18 protein-coding genes are annotated in these 16,037 nt (G+C 39.2%); 13 read left to right on the top strand and 5 right to left on the bottom strand.

From position 1 onward, the window contains the following. Positions 1 to 12 precede the first annotated feature (12 nt). The 13 genes from serS (at position 13) to WAO84_RS13615 (ending at position 10,068) form a co-directional block, all read left to right on the top strand. Positions 13 to 1,284 (top strand): serine--tRNA ligase, encoded by a 1,272-nt coding sequence (gene serS / locus WAO84_RS13675; protein WP_340066488.1) that lies wholly within the window; start codon positions 13 to 15, stop codon positions 1,282 to 1,284. A 321-nt stretch (positions 1,285 to 1,605) separates the two neighbouring features. Then, entirely contained in the window at positions 1,606 to 3,390 is a 1,785-nt protein-coding gene (locus WAO84_RS13670) for a tetratricopeptide repeat protein (RefSeq protein WP_340066487.1), read from the top strand. Between the two features lie 51 nt (positions 3,391 to 3,441). After that, on the top strand, positions 3,442 to 3,762 hold the full coding sequence (locus WAO84_RS13665; protein WP_340066486.1) for a DUF4286 family protein: 321 nt from the start codon (positions 3,442 to 3,444) through the stop codon (positions 3,760 to 3,762). Then, positions 3,755 to 4,189, top strand: a complete 435-nt coding sequence (locus WAO84_RS13660) for a hypothetical protein (RefSeq protein WP_340066485.1) — start codon at positions 3,755 to 3,757, stop codon at positions 4,187 to 4,189. The genes WAO84_RS13665 and WAO84_RS13660 overlap by 8 nt, the downstream gene beginning before the upstream one ends. A 1-nt stretch (position 4,190) precedes the next feature. Next, a complete protein-coding gene (gene rsmA, locus WAO84_RS13655) occupies positions 4,191 to 4,979 on the top strand; it encodes a 16S rRNA (adenine(1518)-N(6)/adenine(1519)-N(6))-dimethyltransferase RsmA (protein ID WP_340066484.1) in 789 nt (262 codons plus the stop codon). Next, the gene (mgtE, locus tag WAO84_RS13650; protein WP_340066483.1) at positions 4,957 to 6,309 is read left to right on the top strand and encodes a magnesium transporter; all 1,353 of its coding nucleotides are present in this window, start codon (positions 4,957 to 4,959) and stop codon (positions 6,307 to 6,309) included. Before rsmA ends, mgtE begins: the two co-directional genes overlap by 23 nt. 57 nt (positions 6,310 to 6,366) lie before the next feature. Continuing rightward, on the top strand, positions 6,367 to 6,732 hold the full coding sequence (locus WAO84_RS13645) for a cupin domain-containing protein (RefSeq protein WP_340066482.1): 366 nt from the start codon (positions 6,367 to 6,369) through the stop codon (positions 6,730 to 6,732). Continuing rightward, a complete protein-coding gene (locus WAO84_RS13640) occupies positions 6,732 to 7,676 on the top strand; it encodes a 2-hydroxyacid dehydrogenase (protein WP_340066481.1) in 945 nt (314 codons plus the stop codon). Before WAO84_RS13645 ends, WAO84_RS13640 begins: the two co-directional genes overlap by 1 nt. 84 nt (positions 7,677 to 7,760) lie before the next feature. Beyond that, positions 7,761 to 8,177, top strand: coding sequence for a response regulator transcription factor (locus WAO84_RS13635; protein WP_340066480.1), 417 nt, complete (start codon positions 7,761 to 7,763; stop codon positions 8,175 to 8,177). A gap of 94 nt (positions 8,178 to 8,271) precedes the next feature. Continuing rightward, positions 8,272 to 8,778: a DUF4199 domain-containing protein gene (locus tag WAO84_RS13630; RefSeq protein WP_340066478.1), complete on the top strand. Its 507-nt coding sequence runs from the start codon at positions 8,272 to 8,274 to the stop codon at positions 8,776 to 8,778. Between the two features lie 36 nt (positions 8,779 to 8,814). Then, positions 8,815 to 9,207, top strand: a complete 393-nt coding sequence (locus WAO84_RS13625; protein ID WP_340066477.1) for a VOC family protein — start codon at positions 8,815 to 8,817, stop codon at positions 9,205 to 9,207. 134 nt (positions 9,208 to 9,341) lie between these two features. Further along, positions 9,342 to 9,683, top strand: coding sequence for a TM2 domain-containing protein (locus WAO84_RS13620; RefSeq protein ID WP_340066476.1), 342 nt, complete (start codon positions 9,342 to 9,344; stop codon positions 9,681 to 9,683). A gap of 73 nt (positions 9,684 to 9,756) precedes the next feature. Next, complete coding sequence (locus WAO84_RS13615) at positions 9,757 to 10,068, top strand: ArsR/SmtB family transcription factor (RefSeq protein ID WP_340066474.1); 312 nt, start codon at positions 9,757 to 9,759, stop codon at positions 10,066 to 10,068. Between the two features lie 31 nt (positions 10,069 to 10,099). Here the strand turns inward: WAO84_RS13615 and WAO84_RS13610 are convergent, their stop codons facing one another. The 5 genes from WAO84_RS13610 to WAO84_RS13590 form a co-directional block, all read right to left on the bottom strand. Beyond that, positions 10,100 to 11,125, bottom strand: a complete 1,026-nt coding sequence (locus tag WAO84_RS13610; RefSeq protein WP_340066473.1) for a carboxypeptidase-like regulatory domain-containing protein — start codon at positions 11,123 to 11,125, stop codon at positions 10,100 to 10,102. 105 nt (positions 11,126 to 11,230) lie between these two features. After that, positions 11,231 to 12,253 (bottom strand): carboxypeptidase-like regulatory domain-containing protein, encoded by a 1,023-nt coding sequence (locus WAO84_RS13605; protein WP_340066472.1) that lies wholly within the window; start codon positions 12,251 to 12,253, stop codon positions 11,231 to 11,233. Between the two features lie 12 nt (positions 12,254 to 12,265). Then, positions 12,266 to 14,068 carry a GNAT family N-acyltransferase gene (locus tag WAO84_RS13600; RefSeq protein WP_340066471.1) on the bottom strand — a complete coding sequence of 601 codons (1,803 nt, stop codon included), beginning with the start codon at positions 14,066 to 14,068 and terminating at the stop codon, positions 12,266 to 12,268. 112 nt (positions 14,069 to 14,180) lie between these two features. Beyond that, on the bottom strand, positions 14,181 to 15,446 hold the full coding sequence (locus WAO84_RS13595; RefSeq protein WP_340066470.1) for an aspartate kinase: 1,266 nt from the start codon (positions 15,444 to 15,446) through the stop codon (positions 14,181 to 14,183). Further along, entirely contained in the window at positions 15,443 to 15,925 is a 483-nt protein-coding gene (locus WAO84_RS13590) for a GNAT family N-acetyltransferase (protein ID WP_340066469.1), read from the bottom strand. Before WAO84_RS13590 ends, WAO84_RS13595 begins: the two co-directional genes overlap by 4 nt. Between the last annotated feature and the right edge of the window lie 112 nt (positions 15,926 to 16,037).

The following is a 16,037-nucleotide window of genomic DNA, read 5'->3' as shown; positions in this document are numbered from 1 at the left end:
AAATACACAATTATGTTACAGGTACCATTTATTAGGGAAAACAAGGAAGCAGTTGTTCAGGCACTTGCCAAACGCAATATGGATGCAGAAAGCCTGATAGACACCGTTATTAAACTGGATGAAGAGCGAAGAAGTTTGCAAACCCAGTTGGATACCACCCTTTCACAGTCCAATAAATTATCCAAACAGATAGGAGACCTCTTTAAAAACGGCCAGAAAGAAGAGGCCCAGGCTTTAAAAGAACAAACTACACAGCTAAAACAACAATCAAAAGTATTTCAGGAAAAGCTTAGTCAAACAGCAACCGAACTTACCGAAGTACTTTACAAAATACCGAATACCCCGCATGCCTCTGTTCCTACGGGAAATACCGATGAGGACAATGAAGAGGTGTTTAAAGAAGGAGATATTCCCGAGCTACCCGGAGAAGCACTTCCTCATTGGGAACTGGCCAAGAAATATGACCTTATTGACTTTGAGCTCGGCACCAAAATTACCGGAGCGGGATTTCCGGTTTACAAAGGCAAGGGAGCGCGTTTACAAAGGGCGCTGGTTACTTATTTTCTGGATAAGAATACTGAAGCCGGTTACACAGAATACCAACCTCCTTATGTGGTAAATGAGACCTCTGGTTACGGAACGGGGCAACTTCCCGATAAAGAAGGACAAATGTATTATATTGGTGAAGATGACCTCTATTTAATTCCTACCGCTGAAGTACCAATGACCAATTTTTTCCGGGACACCCTTTTATCTGAAAATGATTTTCCTATTTGCTGCACGGCTTTTACACCCTGTTTCAGACGGGAAGCGGGAAGTTACGGCGCGCATGTAAGAGGGCTCAACAGGCTACATCAGTTTGACAAGGTAGAAATTGTACGTATAGAACACCCCGATCGCTCTTACCAGGCTTTAGATGGTATGGTTGACCATGTGAAAACATTATTACGGGAGCTAAAATTACCGTATCGTATTTTACGGCTCTGTGGTGGCGACCTTGGGTTTACGGCTGCGCTTACCTATGATTTTGAAGTGTACTCTACCGCACAACAACGATGGCTGGAAATAAGCTCTGTTTCTAATTTTGAGACCTATCAGTCCAACAGGCTAAAACTCCGGTTTAAGGATACTGATGGTAAGAGCAGGCTTGCTCATACCCTCAATGGCAGCTCACTGGCATTGCCCAGAGTGCTTGCCGGCATTTTGGAAAATTACCAGACCGATCAAGGAATACGTATTCCCGAAATACTTATACCCTACACCGGCTTTGACATGATAGAGTAAGTTTGCCTTTCACTATATTTTTCCTATATTTGATAAGCCAAATCTTACTTAATACTATGATGTGTAACTATTTTCCATCTTTCGCATTTCATCTCAACACGTATAGATTAAGGATTTGGCAATAAGTATTTTTTAGGTTTTAATCAATCTAGAATATAACCAGATCAATAGTAGAATCAAGAGTTAAGTATATTGATTAATAGCACTATTATTTTTTTGGTTGGTTTGACCCGGATCTGATTCCGGGTCTTTTTCTTTTTAAAAATAATTAACTTATAAATTGCCCGGGTTATGTTATATTTGGAGAAAACCATACCCATTTTGAAGAAACTCACGGTATTTATTGCCCTTTTGTGCAGTGGCTTCCTTTTTTCCCAAAGTGATGCCCTTGCCATGCAGTATTTTGAAGATGGAGACTTTGAAAAGGCTTTAGTGCTTTATGAAAAGTTGTATCAAAAGAATCCGGGGCGAATGGATTTTCTGCAATATCTCATCGAAAGTCACCAACAACTGGAAAGATATCAGGAAGCCGAACAACTTTTACGCTCTCGGGAAGAATCTTCTTTTTTCCCACCTAACCTTTTAGTAGAGTTAGGGTACAACTATCAACTTCAGGGACAACAGGAAAAAGCCGTTTACTATTACGAAAAAGCAGCAGCCCATGTAGAACAAAGTCCCAATTTTGCTTTCGTAATTGGCAGTGCTTTCAAAAAGAGAGCCTTATTAGACTACGCCCTCAGGGTTTACGAAAGGTCTATAGCCGTTAAGCCCAACACGAATATTCAACTGGAAATTGCCCGCATCTATGGGGAAATGGGGAATATTGAGAAAATGTTTTCCAGTTATCTGGAACTTATACAGAAAAACGAAAGCTACCTGAGAACCATCACCAACCGGATCAGTCAGTTTTTGGATGAAGACCCTTCCAGTGAAAACAATCTCATTTTAAAAAAAGTATTACTCGAAAAACTACAATCCACACCAGATCTTTTGTGGAATGAGATCTTAAGCTGGTTGTACGTACAACAAAAGCAATACAAGAATGCCTTTATCCAGGAAAAGGCTATTTTCAAACGTTCACAGGTTTCTACCGTAAAGCGTGTCATGAGCCTGGGGTTAGTATGTATGGAACAAGGAGCAGACGAAATAGCTATCGATGTTTTTAATTATGTTATAGAAAACAGTGCAGACCGTTCCATACAACTCGATGCGCATTTGTATATTACCGAATTGGAAATTGCGAATGCCGATAAAAAAAGTTACAGGAATATAGAAGAGAAGTTCAAAACTTTGATACTTGATTTCGGAACTTCGGCAGAAACTATTTCGCTCCAGATTGCCTATGCCCGCTTTCTGGCTTTTCATTTAAACAAAACACAAGAGGCCATTAAAATGTTAACCGAAAGCCTGGACTTGCGGGTTTCGAGGTTTGAGTTAGCAAAACTTAAGATCAACCTTGGTGACATTTTAGTATATGATGAAAAGTTTAATAAGGCTCTTATTTATTTCTCACAGGTTCAAAAAGCCCTAAAAAATGATGTAATTGCCCAAACCGCACGCTTTAAAGTAGCTAAAACCAGTTTTTATAAAGGTGATTTTGACTGGGCGCTTACACAACTAAAAGTATTGCGTTCATCAACCACACAGCTTATTGCCAATGATGCCATGCAGTTAAGTCTCCTTATTTCCGACAACTCGCTCGAAGACTCAACAAAAACAGCTCTAAGGATCTATGCAAAGGCAGATCTTATGGCCTATCAAAACAAAAATAAAGAAGCGATTACCCTGCTCGATGCTATTTTAAAAGATCATAAAGGAGCGCGAATTGAAGATGAAGCTTTGTTTAAACAGGCCACTCTGCTTGAAAAAACAGGTGCATACGAACGTGCAAAAGTCAATTACCTTAAGATCATAGAGTTTTACGGCTATGATATTCTGGCAGATGATGCGCTGTTTGCACTGGCACAGTTGTATGAAAACAAACTGGGGAACCCAGAAAAAGCACGGGAGTTCTATGAAAAAATTATATTTAATCACCCAGACAGTATTTATTACGTAACCTCAAGAAAACGATACCGCGCATTGCGTGGAGATGCCATAAATTAAAAATCTCAGGCCTGATAATCTTTGTACCTTTGCACACTTAAAAAAACATAAATGTACATCTATAATGTAACTATAAATATTGACAATGACGTTCATGATGACTGGTATGAGTGGATGAATACTATACATATTCCCGATATGCTGGCTACCGGAAAATTTACACATGCACGTATGCTAAAAGTATTGGCAGATGAAGAAATGGGGGGTACTACCTACTCTGTACAATACTTTACCGGTAACAAACAAACACTTCAGCGGTATTACGATGAAGATGCAGACCGTTTACGAAAAGACGGTATGCAACGGTTTGCCAATAAGTTTGTTGCCTTTAGAACCGAACTTGAAATTAAAAGTGAACATCATTATGAATAAAATATATAAAGCCAATAATGTGTACTATCTGAAACTGGGCCTCCTGGTGATATGTATTGGTATTACATATTTACTGTATGATTTTATAATCTACACCTTCTTAGGGAACATACAGCGATTGTGGGCACAGGTTATTATGTTTGTTCTGTTGGGGGTTTTTCTACTACTCGCCCTGTTTGCCATGTACATCGTGATTACCTCCAATAAGCCGGTAATCATACTGGAAAAAGATCATTTGCGTTACAAAAACCGTAAAATATTCTTTAAAGACATCAAGATATTCTACCCTTCAAAAGGAGGCAGCGAGCCTTTTGTAGTTACCCATAGCAACCAACAAATAGACCTGGAACTTTCCTGGTTACGCAAAACCGATCGGGTTGAAATTGAAAGTGCCATAGCCCGCGAAGTAAGCAGCTTATCTCAATAATATGGATAGGGTTCGTGCAAAAAAGCATTTGGGGCAGCATTTTCTCAACGATGAGTCTATTGCCGAAAAAATTGCCCATTCGCTATCGTTTAAAGGGTATGATGATGTTGTAGAAATTGGTCCGGGTATGGGCGTACTTACCAAATACCTGTTGGCAAAACCGGTGACTACCTGGGTAGTAGAGATCGATAAAGAATCTGTTGCCTATCTTGAGGAGTACTACCCTGTTCTAAAAGGCCATATTATTAATGAAGATTTTCTTAAATATGATTTTTCCCGTATTTTAGGAGCTAAGCCTTTTGCTATTATTGGTAATTTTCCTTATAATATTTCTTCTCAAATTGTTTTCAGAATGCTCGAGATGCGGCATGTAGTACCCGAGTTTTCAGGTATGTTCCAAAAAGAAGTTGCCCAGCGAATTTGTGAACGCGAAGGCAGTAAAACCTACGGTATCCTGTCTGTACTGGTACAGGCATTTTATCATGCCGAGTACCTGTTTACCGTAGCAGAACATGTATTCACACCACCCCCAAAAGTAAAAAGTGGTGTATTGCGTCTTACCCGTAAAGAACCCTGTACACTCTCCTGTAACGAAGTCCTCTTTTTTAAAGTCGTTAAAACTGCTTTTAATCAACGGCGTAAAACCCTTCGTAACAGTTTAAAAAGTTTTCAACTTTCTGAAAATTTAAAAGAAGATGCTATCTTTGGGCAACGACCGGAACAACTGAGTGTTTCAGAATTCATCGGCTTAACCCAAAAGATAGATAATGACTCCGTTTCAACTCACTGACGACCTTATAGCGCAAATTGAAACGCTTATTCAAAACCGAAATGACAAAGAACTTTTGTCAATTCTCGGCGACTATCACTATGCCGATGTTGCCGAAGTCATTGGTGAGCTCAATCTGGAGGAAGCCACCCATATTATTAAACTACTGGACAGCGGTAAAACTTCCGATATACTTGCCGAACTGGATGAAGATATCAGAGAACAAATACTCGCAAATCTTTCAGATAAAGAAATTGCCGGAGAACTTCAGGAACTGGATACCGATGACGCTGCCGATATTATTGCAGAACTACCCGAATCCCGAAAGCAGGAAGTAATTTCCCAAATTGAAGATGAAGAACACGCCCGGGATATTATGGAGCTTCTTCGTTATGACGAAGACACCGCCGGGGGTCTTATGGCAAAAGAATTGGTAAAAGTAAACGAAAACTGGAGTGTATTGCGGTGCGTAAAAGAAATGAGGGCCCAGGCCGAAAATGTGACTCGGGTGCATTCCATTTATGTAGTAGATGATGCAGACCGCCTTAAAGGTCGCCTCTCTCTAAAAGATCTACTTACCACCTCAACTAAAACACAAATTGCCGATATATATATTCCTAAAGTAGATTATGTTAATATAAATGATAAAGCCGAGGAAGTAGCCAAAGTAATGTCTAAATACGATCTGGAAGCCATTCCAGTGGTAGATGAGCTGGGGCGTCTGGCAGGGAGGATAACTATTGATGATATTGTAGATGTAATTCGGGAAGAAGCCGAGAAAGATTATCAGCTTGCTGCAGGTATCACCCAGGAAGTGGAGGCCGATGATAACATAAAAGAGCTGGTACGGGCACGATTACCCTGGCTGGTACTCGGTCTTTTTGGGGGGCTTGGCAGTGTGTTTATTATGGAAGGCTTTGAGGAAGCCCTTAATAAATACAAGGAGCTTTTCTTTTTCACACCCCTTATTGCGGCCATGGCCGGTAATGTAGGTGTACAATCATCGGCTATTATTGTACAGGGACTGGCCAATAACAATGTAAAAGGAAGCCTTTTTGACCGACTTTTAAAAGAAATAGGGTTAAGCCTGATAAGTGGTGTTACACTGGGTGTCTTGGTCATATTATTTGGTGTAATCACCAATATGGACATAATTTTTAGTTTAACCATTGCCATTTCAATGCTCTGTGTGATCATAGTAGCTGCCCTTATAGGTACCTTCGTACCCATTATTCTCGATAAAAAAGGGATAGATCCCGCCATAGCTACCGGCCCTTTTATTACTACCAGTAACGACATTTTTGGCATATTCCTGTTTTTCTACATTGCAAAAGTAATTTTAGGTTTTTAAAACCTTTTACTGTTTCTGCAAAAATCTATATACCCGAAAACCAAAAAAAAATAAAATATGAATGTTATCAACCTTAAAGAAAAATACCAGCTTATTAACGGGCACTGGCACCCGCATCAAATTGCCGTAGTAGATGATATGCAGGTACTCCTGGCCAAGTTAAAGGGCGAACTCGTATGGCACGCACATGAAGAAGAAGACGAGTTGTTCCAGGTGCTCAAAGGAACTCTTTATATGCAGTTTCGGGACCGTATCGAGGAGGTAAAAGAAGGTGAGATCATCGTAGTGCCCAAAGGCGTAGAACACAACCCTATGACTAAAAATAATGAAGAGGTACATGTGCTCCTTTTTGAAAAACTCTCCACTTCCCATACCGGTAAAGTACAGCACAAAAAAACACAAACACACTATCCTAAAATATAATGAAAGTACTGCACGTAGATACTAACCACTCTTTTCTTTACAATAGCCTTGCAGAGCTGGGTATCCATAATGAGGAGGCCTATACCGCTACCAAAGAAGAGATTGAAAAACATATTCATGAGTACAACGGGCTGGTAATAAGAAGCAGGTTTCAAATAGACAATGCTTTTCTGGATAAAGCTAAAAACCTAAAATTCATTGCCCGGGTAGGTGCCGGCCTCGAGAACATTGATACCGAATATGCTGAGAAAAAAGACATCATTCTTATAGCTGCCCCAGAAGGAAACCGTAATGCGGTTGGTGAGCATGCGTTGGGCATGCTGTTATCACTCTTTAATCGATTGCATACAGCCGACAGAGAAATACGAAAAGGCTATTGGTTACGTGAAGAGAACAGAGGCCACGAAATTGAAGGAAAAACTATTGGCATTATTGGGTATGGTAATATGGGTAAAGCCTTTGCCAGAAAACTTACCGGTTTTGATGCCAAAGTAATTTGTTATGATATTGTAGGCGGTGTGGGTGATAAATACGCACGCCAGGTAGGTATCCTTGAATTTCAAAAAACTGCCGATGTGGTGAGTTTACACACTCCGCAAACACCTGAAACCCTGGGCATGATCAATCAGAGTTTCATCAATGCTTTCCAAAAGCCTTTTTGGTTCATTAATACCGCCAGAGGAAAAAGTGTGATCACAGCAGATCTTGTGGAAGCTCTTAGATCTGGAAAAGTGCTTGGCTGCGGACTCGATGTCCTTGAGTACGAAAAATCATCGTTTGAAAAACTTTTTACAGATACCAGTACCATTCCCGATGCATTTAAATATCTGCTGGAAGCGCCTAACGTACTTTTGTCCCCTCATGTTGCAGGATGGACACATGAAAGCAAACTAAAACTCGCCGAAGTAATTGTGGAAAAAGTTAAACAGCATTTTTTTTCATAAATATTATCAAAAACACACATTTTACAAATGCCCCCGCCACCCTCCGGCAGCTATTCTTTTTCGGTTTTTTATTAATTTTAAAAAGTGAAAAAAACAATATTCATTTTTGGGGCACTGGTATTTGCATTACTGGTTCTGTTTCAGCTTAGCAAATATTCCTTTATGGCAGGGCATGTAAAACTGGATATGGTAATTGCAGGTATTGCTATCGCCTTTTTTATAATGGGTATTTACTTTCGTAAAAAAAAGACGTCCCCGCCCCGGGAGCCTTCTGTTGAAGTAAATCAGGAAATGATCCAAAAGCTGGGTTTAAGTCGCAGAGAACATGAAGTGTTGATCGAAATAGCCAGAGGGCACTCCAATCTTGAGATTGCCCATAAACTTTTCGTAACCGAAAGCACTATTAAAACCCACGTTTCCAACGTATTTCTCAAGCTTGATGTGAAACGGCGTACCCAGGCTATCCAAAAAGCAAAAGACCTGCACCTGCTTCCATTTTAATCTTTTTTGTACCTTTTTTGGTATTTTGGTACTTTAGTATGAGTGCGATACCCCGCTTTCAAAGTAGTTTTACCAACCTATAAATACAAACGAAATGAATACAACGATCAGAAAATTTGGCAGCTATGCTGCACTTACCGCCGCCTTATTATTTACACTTGCACTTGTTTTAGGGTTACAATTGGATTTTGCCACCCAGGAACTTTTGGGATACATTACCATTTTTGCATCTCTTATTTTCGTGTTTTTTGGTATAAAACACTATAGGGATAAAGAAAATAATGGTTCTGTGCGTTTTGGAAAAGCATTGCTAATAGGTATCCTTATCTCTTTGTTCGCGTCACTCGCTTTTGGTATTATTGATGCCATCTATATTAAATACATCAATCCCGATTTTGCAGAAGATTATCTGGCCTATACCCTTGAGAGTATGCAAAATACCATGGGTCCTGAAGAGTTTCAGGCACAAAAAACGATCATGGAGCAACAAATGGCTGCTTACAGCAGCCCTTTCTTTGCCGGTTTTATCATGTTTGCTACCGTATTTGTGATCGGTTTTGTGGTTTCTTTACTTTCTGCGCTTATCTTACAACGTAAATAATTTAGTCTCAAACAGCTAATATTTAAAAAACGAATTATGGAAAAACGTGTTACCGGAATAGGCGGGTTCTTTTTTAAATCTCAAGATCCCAAAGCCTTAAAAGAGTGGTACAAAGATCATCTGGGGTTGCCTGTTGATGCACACGGATGTAGTTTTATATGGCGCAAAGAAGAGCCTCCGCACGAAAAAGCTCTTACACAATGGAGCCCTTTTGAAGCCAATACCACCTATTTTGACCCCAGTGAAAAACCGTTTATGATGAACTTCAGGGTAGAGAAGCTGGAACAACTTCTTCAAGTACTGAAGAAAGAAGGGGTCTCTGTTGTGGGAAAAACGGAAGAGTACAGCTATGGGAAATTTGCCTGGATACTTGATCCTGAGGGAAATAAAATAGAGCTTTGGGAACCAAAAGATGAAGAGTTGCTCTAATATGGAATTATATACAGGCTACTAAACCCTGTCACGTTGCGATTGATCGATTTGTACAAATGAGTCTTTTAAGATTTACATTTTTTTTCTACCTTTAAAACCATTATCATCACCATCTTAAAGTTAAAGCCGTTATGTCAGAAGAAAACAAGGATCTTGGAGACGAGATTAAAGATACCGCCAAAGAGTTTGCCGACAATGCAAAAGAAACTTTCCAAAGTGTGAATAATAAGAAAATACTAGCCGGGGTTCTTGCTATTTTATTAGGAGGGTTTGGCGTACACAAGTTTATACTAGGATATAACAAAGAAGGGATCATTCTCTTGGTAGTTACTATTATTATTGGTGCCATTACGTGTGGATTTGCTGCTTCGGTAACCTGGATAATAGGACTGGTAGAAGGTATTATTTACCTCACTAAGTCTGATGATGATTTTTACAACACCTATCAGGTTGGTAGAAAGCCCTGGTTTTAAGCTCTCTTTTTTTTATCAAGAAAAACTTACTTGTTTTTATAATCGTAACATTGCAATAATATCTTATTTATAAATGGGAGTTTCCAAGTTTTTTGCACATACCATACAACAAAACAGAACTGCACGTTTGTTTAAGGCTCTGGGACATCCGGCAAGAATTGCCATCATGGAGTTTATTAGTAAAAACCCGGGGTGTACCTGCCACAATATTGTTAATGAAATGGAACTTGCACAAGCCACTATATCACAACATTTAAGTGAATTGAAAAGAGCCGGTTTTATAAAAGGGGTTTCCTATGGCAAAAAAATACACTACACCATCAATATAGATAACTGGTACGAAACGCATCAAATGGCAAATTCTTTTTTTAGAAGCACCCAATAAAATAAAGCAATAAAATCAGGAAAGTTATTATTTAGAGATCCCTATCCGGGTTATATTCAAAGTCCGAAGGTAATTGTCCGCCAATACGTTGATTTCTGGCCCATCCATATAGTCTCACTTTTTTAATAGGACTGTGGTTCCCGTATTGATCTATATAAAAGATACTATCGTCTGCCAAAATCTTAGAATACTTTTTCTTTTTAAGGCTAAATGTAATTTTTTCGGTTATTTCTACTCTTTTTCTATCACCTTCATCTGTAACCGTAATATACTTTTCCGGTTTAATACGTTTTTTCCAGCCTTTTTCCAAGAAAAAACGAAAGCCTTCTTCTTTCCATACCTGATTGGCCGTAGCTCTCATAAAATGCAAAGTAGAACCCAAATAGGCATTTTCCCTGTTATTTATAGCTTGTTGTGACCCCTCTGAAGTATCTTCATAGAAACATGTACCTATATAGTACACATCTCCCATATCTATAGGGTCCAGGCTTTTGGTCTTAAAAGGTATCTCAAAATTGTCGAGATTAAAGGTTAATTTATATTTGAGATAGTCATTCTGTATGATAATAGGGTCATATGAGTACGCTTTTAAGGTATTATCTGTCACATCAAAATAAATGTTAATAGCATCTTCATTTAAAATACGGCAGGATCTGCCCATTTTCGTTTTTCCTAAAAACTCTATTCTAAAAACCCGTAATTTTTGCTCCCGGGTAAAAGGGTCGTCTTTAACAGTTACCACTACTTCTCTTAATTGTATGGATACAGGTGTCAGATATATTTTAGAAAGATCAGACCCATAAGGGTCTGAAATCGCGAATGATTGATAACCCATAAAACTTATAACCAGAGGAGCGCTCAGTTTTTGCTCAGTTTCTATGCTAAAATAACCGTTTTCGTCACTCATAGCCCCAATAGTAGAACCGTCAAAATATACGGTAGCTCCCATTAAAGGTTTTTGTGAAGAGCTGTCAAAAACATAGCCTTCTACCATTTCCTGAGCATAACACCAAAGGGTACCCAAAATACACAGAGTAAGTAATATGTGCTTTTTCATATGCATGCTTTTTTGATTTCTACAAATTTAAGCATCGATTTACAGAAAGACGAACGAATATGCGTGATAAACTGAAAAATTTGAAGTAAATACCGTAATTTATTATCAATTTTCCATTTTTTTGAGCTTCAGATCAAAATCGACCGGTAAGAGATCGGCAGCACGTTGGCGGCCTACCCATCCGCTAAATCTAACGTTTTCTATAGGTGCGTAATTACCATAGGCACCAATATACCATTCTTTGTTTTTACTCATAAGGGTAGATTGTTTTTTACCTTTATGCACAAAAGTAAGATTTTCAGAAAGCGTAACTTTTTTAAAGCCCTGCTCCTCCTCAACGACAAAAAACTCTTCGGGATTAACTGACATCTGATGTGTACCTCTTTGTATAAAGAACCTGAAATCTGTATCGGTCCAGTTACCTGCCGCTATCGTTCTCATTAAGTGCAAAGCTGACCCAAGATAAACTTCCTTACGCCTTTTGAGGATTTTTTCTTTATCCTTAGCCAGATCCTTATAAAATGTAGTCCCTGAAAAAAACATATTGTGAACATCAAAGGGAGCCAGGCTCACTAACCTGAAATTCACTTCAAAATCATACAGGCTAAAATTTAGTTGATAGCCCAAATATCGGTTTTCAATAATAATAGGCTCATCGGCAAAAGCACGTAAGGTATTGCTACTGGTATCATACCGGAGTCTTACAGCATCTTCATTCAAAATACGGCAGGATCGGGCTGCCTGGGTTTCACCCAGAAACTCCCTTCGAAAAGCTGCCAGTTTTTGTCTTCTTGAAAAAGGATCAGCACCCACCACTACTTCATCAAGAGGTACTGCTTTGGGAGTTAAATAGATAGCCGAAAGATCTGTATCAAAAGCATTGGGAACAAGATAGGTTTCATAGCCTACATAACTTATTACCAGCGGTGCCATTATCTGGTCTTGTAAACGCACGATAAAAAAACCTTCTTCATTGGTAGTACTCCCAAAGGTAGAGCCATCAAAATACACAGTAGCCCCCATTAAAGGTTCTTGTGAGATCTTGTCATACACATATCCCGAAACTATTTCCTGTGCATGGGTTATGAATGAGAATATGAGTATTAGAAAGAACAGTGGCTTTTTCATAGCTGTAAACAATCAGTTTCCGTCATTAAACTTTCGCTCCAGTTCTGCCTGAAATTCTTCCATTACCGGTTTCACAGTGCTCTCAGGAAGATCGGCAATACGAATATACATGAGGCCGTCAACGGAGTTGTTAAATAAGGGATCTACATTAAAAGCCACTACTTTGGCATTTTGTTTTATATATTTTTTGATAAGTACAGGCAAACGAAGGCTTCCGGGTTCTACTTCATTGATCAGCTTGTCAAATTTATTAAGGTCGGCCATAGTTTCGTCAAAAATAAAGTCTTTGTCTGCATCTTTGAGTTTTACCTTAAATTCTTTCTTGGGTTTTATATACTGCGCTACATACGGATCATAATAATTAGATTTCATAAATTCGATCATCAGTGATTTCGAAAAATTTGAGAACTGATTACTGATACTCACCCCTCCTATTAAATATTTGTGTTCGGGATATCTAAGGGTTGTATGCACAATACCTTTCCATAAGAGGAAAAGAGGCATTGGTTTTTGCTGGTACTCTTTGATCACAAAGGCCCTTCCCATTTCAATGGATTCACTCATCATTTTATACAACTCCGGTTCAAACCGGAAAAGATCCTGCAAGTAAAAACCATCTATTCCATATTGCTCAAATATTCTGGCTCCCAATCCCATACGATAAGCCCCTACTATCATTTTGGTTTCATTGTCCCAAAGAAACATATGATGATAATAAAGATCAAAATTATCAAGATCTATAGACTGGTTGGTACCCTCGCCTATTTCCCGAAAAGTTATTTCTCTGAGCCTGCCTATTTCCTGCAGCAGATTGGGCATTTGGGAAGCAGTGGCCAGGAATACCTCGTAGTTCTTACTTTGCAAAAGTTTGGAATCATTCTCACGTAAGGTCTCTACTTCCTTCTCCATAAGATCTGCTGCTACAGGAGTAACTATTTTTTGGGGAGGTTTAGGTATTTTAAGAGTAGTAGGTACCTTTTTCAGGAGGCTTTCTTTTTCATATGCATTTGCCAGCATATATGTTTTTTTACGAAGGAACTCTGTAAACTCTTCCAGGGTTTCCATTTCTTTTTGGGACTCTACGGTAATAGGGTTCCCAATACGCACTTTGATAAGACGGTTTTTCTGGGTAAGCAACTCTGATGGGAGTTTCGCAGTACGCAGGGTGTCACTTATTTTTGATAACCGGTAAAACAGTCGGCTGTTCTTACCGTGAAAATAAATAGGAACAATAGGCACCCCGGCCTTTTTTATGAGTTTCATAGCAGCTTCTTCCCAGGGTCTGTCAACAATAAGCCTTCCGTCCTTATAAGTTGATACTTCTCCTGCCGGAAATATACCCAAAGGGTGCCCTTCCTGTAAATGTTTAAATGATTGTTTAAAACCGGCAATACTGCTTTTGGCATCCTTATGATCTTCAAAAGGGTTCACCGGCATAATATAAGGCACTAAGGGTTCAATACGATGCAGCAGAAAATTCGCAATGATCTTATAATCGGGGCGACGCTCTACCATGAGTTTCAACAACAATATTCCATCTATGCCTCCCAGAGGGTGATTGGAGATCGTAATATACGCTCCGTCTTTGGGTAGCCTTTTCAGGTCTTCTTCCGGAATTTCAAAACGTATTTCAAATGCCTCCAGAATAGCATTTAAAAATTCGGTATCGGTAAGGTGTTTACTGCGATTATATATCTTGTTGAGGGTTGATATCTTAAGCACTTTCATGAGCAACCACCCCAGGAAAGTTCCTAAAATACCATATTTTTCCACTTTAATTACTCGTGCAACTTCTTTGGCTGTAACAAGTCCCATTTACTTTACGTTAGGCGAATTACAAATGTAAGCAAATTTGCAGCATCGATTTATTGCTAACGTAATGAATTCATTAAATTAGATGCCTACAGGCCTTACCGATAAAAAATTACTATCTCACCACCAATTGTACTGTATCTTGAAGTCTTTGTTTTAGCAGTATGTCTTTTCCGTTCTGTACAAAACCTATAGCGTCCTGGGTGGCATGCCTTATAGTATAAAGAGAGACATTTTCGTAGTACTGTACCTGAAACCTTTCTTTAAGAACTGAAACGAGCTTACCCAAATTGTCATATTTATTATCCACACATACCGAAAAGCTAATGGCAGAATTCTGAATAAGATCTACCTTCATTTTGTAACGGTGCAGAAGAGAAAATATCTCGCTTATATGCTCCTCCATAATAAAGGAAAAGTCTAGCGAAGACAGAGATAACAATACCTGCGCTTTTTTCACGATAAAACACGAAATAGGGGGATCCAGATGTATGCCTTTACTCACCGCTGTACCGCTATCTTCCGGCTTTACAAAAGACTTTACAAAAAGTGGTATCTCCTTTCTCTGTAAGGGCTGTAAGGTTTTGGGGTGAATTACCGAGGCGCCGTAAAAAGCCAGTTCTATCGCTTCACTATACGAAATTTGATGTAACAGTTGTGTTTGATCAAAATACCTGGGGTCTGCATTCAACACTCCGGGTACATCTTTCCATATAGTCACACTTTCTGCTTCAAGACAGTATGCAAAAATAGCCGCGGTGTAATCAGATCCCTCCCTCCCCAATGTAACGGTAAAATTGTTTGGATCACTACCTAAAAAGCCCTGAGTAATGTTTAGTAAAGATGTATTGATACCTTCACTTATATTGAGCTGAGTTTCTTCCCAGTTTACATTACCGTCCCTGTAATTCATGTCGGTTTTAATAAGGTTCCGCACATCCAGCCAGGTGTTCTTAATTCCCGTATCTAAAAGATAATGGTGAATAATAGTTGTGGATAATAACTCACCAAAACCTACTACCTGGTCATATACAAAACTGTAATTGGGAGATTTATTACGGGCGAGAAAAGAAGAAAGCTCGGCAAAAAGGCCATCTATCTTCCAGAAAACCGGATGTTGCTCTCCACGGTTATTATCCGGATCAAAAAGATCAACCAGCATTTGATAATGGTTCTCTTTCACCGTTTGCAGGCTATTTTCCAACAGGTCTGCATTTTCAAAATAACTCTTAACGACCTGCTCCAGAGCATTGGTAGTTTTACCCATAGCCGAAACCACGAGCAATGTATTTTCATATCCTACGGTTTGCAATACCTTTACCAGGTTTTTTACACCTTGGGCATCTTTAACCGATGCTCCTCCAAATTTAAATATTCTCATTTTTCCGGTTGCGACAGATAATTTTGTATTCCTTGTGTATCCATTTGTACTACGTCCCAGTCACGTAAAACCTTTGCGCCATTCTTTTCATAAAAACGTATGGCCGGGGTGTTCCAGTCTAGCACAGCCCATTCTATTCGCTTTACTCCCATAGTATGGCCATACCGTATTACCGCTTCAAAAAGTGCACTGCCCACACCTGCTCCCCTCGCAGACTCTTTTACTACCAGATCTTCCAAATGCAGGGTTGGCCCTTTCCAGGTAGAATATCGCGGGTAAACCAATGCCATTCCTAAGATCTCATCATCATCGTTCTCTGCCACAAAACAATGAAAAAGCGGAGAGCTCCCAAAGCCATCTTTTTGTAACTGACTCTCGGTTACTTCAACCGCATCAGGCTCCTTTTCAAAATGGGCCAGTTCCTTTATCAGGTCTAATACTGCACCCATATCATCTTTTTGCGCTGTTCGTATTCTCATGACACAATTTTTGTTTCAAATAAAACACAAAGTTATAAATGTAAAAAACATTCTCAAGCACAAAATCGTATAGTTTCACATTTTTATCGATATTTGTGAGCAGATTCACAAC

Source organism: Ascidiimonas aurantiaca (genome assembly GCF_037646345.1).
Classification (GTDB): Bacteria; Bacteroidota; Bacteroidia; order Flavobacteriales; family Flavobacteriaceae; genus Ascidiimonas; species Ascidiimonas aurantiaca.
The sequence above is the reverse complement of the archived record's forward strand: the minus strand, read 5'-3'. Positions and strand labels throughout refer to the sequence as shown.

What these genes read in the sequence shown, in the direction of transcription:
- WAO84_RS13595 (WP_340066470.1), bottom strand. Translation starts at nt 15,446, where the DNA reads ATGAGAATATTTAAATTTGGAGGAGCATCGGTTAAAGATGCCCAAGGT.
- WAO84_RS13640 (WP_340066481.1), top strand. Translation starts at nt 6,732, where the DNA reads ATGAAAGTACTGCACGTAGATACTAACCACTCTTTTCTTTACAATAGC.
- mgtE (WP_340066483.1), top strand. Translation starts at nt 4,957, where the DNA reads ATGACTCCGTTTCAACTCACTGACGACCTTATAGCGCAAATTGAAACG.
- WAO84_RS13630 (WP_340066478.1), top strand. Translation starts at nt 8,272, where the DNA reads ATGAATACAACGATCAGAAAATTTGGCAGCTATGCTGCACTTACCGCC.
- WAO84_RS13615 (WP_340066474.1), top strand. Translation starts at nt 9,757, where the DNA reads ATGGGAGTTTCCAAGTTTTTTGCACATACCATACAACAAAACAGAACT.
- WAO84_RS13620 (WP_340066476.1), top strand. Translation starts at nt 9,342, where the DNA reads ATGTCAGAAGAAAACAAGGATCTTGGAGACGAGATTAAAGATACCGCC.
- serS (WP_340066488.1), top strand. Translation starts at nt 13, where the DNA reads ATGTTACAGGTACCATTTATTAGGGAAAACAAGGAAGCAGTTGTTCAG.
- WAO84_RS13625 (WP_340066477.1), top strand. Translation starts at nt 8,815, where the DNA reads ATGGAAAAACGTGTTACCGGAATAGGCGGGTTCTTTTTTAAATCTCAA.
- WAO84_RS13660 (WP_340066485.1), top strand. Translation starts at nt 3,755, where the DNA reads ATGAATAAAATATATAAAGCCAATAATGTGTACTATCTGAAACTGGGC.
- WAO84_RS13645 (WP_340066482.1), top strand. Translation starts at nt 6,367, where the DNA reads ATGAATGTTATCAACCTTAAAGAAAAATACCAGCTTATTAACGGGCAC.
- WAO84_RS13665 (WP_340066486.1), top strand. Translation starts at nt 3,442, where the DNA reads ATGTACATCTATAATGTAACTATAAATATTGACAATGACGTTCATGAT.
- WAO84_RS13600 (WP_340066471.1), bottom strand. Translation starts at nt 14,068, where the DNA reads ATGGGACTTGTTACAGCCAAAGAAGTTGCACGAGTAATTAAAGTGGAA.
- rsmA (WP_340066484.1), top strand. Translation starts at nt 4,191, where the DNA reads ATGGATAGGGTTCGTGCAAAAAAGCATTTGGGGCAGCATTTTCTCAAC.
- WAO84_RS13610 (WP_340066473.1), bottom strand. Translation starts at nt 11,125, where the DNA reads ATGAAAAAGCACATATTACTTACTCTGTGTATTTTGGGTACCCTTTGG.
- WAO84_RS13590 (WP_340066469.1), bottom strand. Translation starts at nt 15,925, where the DNA reads ATGAGAATACGAACAGCGCAAAAAGATGATATGGGTGCAGTATTAGAC.
- WAO84_RS13605 (WP_340066472.1), bottom strand. Translation starts at nt 12,253, where the DNA reads ATGAAAAAGCCACTGTTCTTTCTAATACTCATATTCTCATTCATAACC.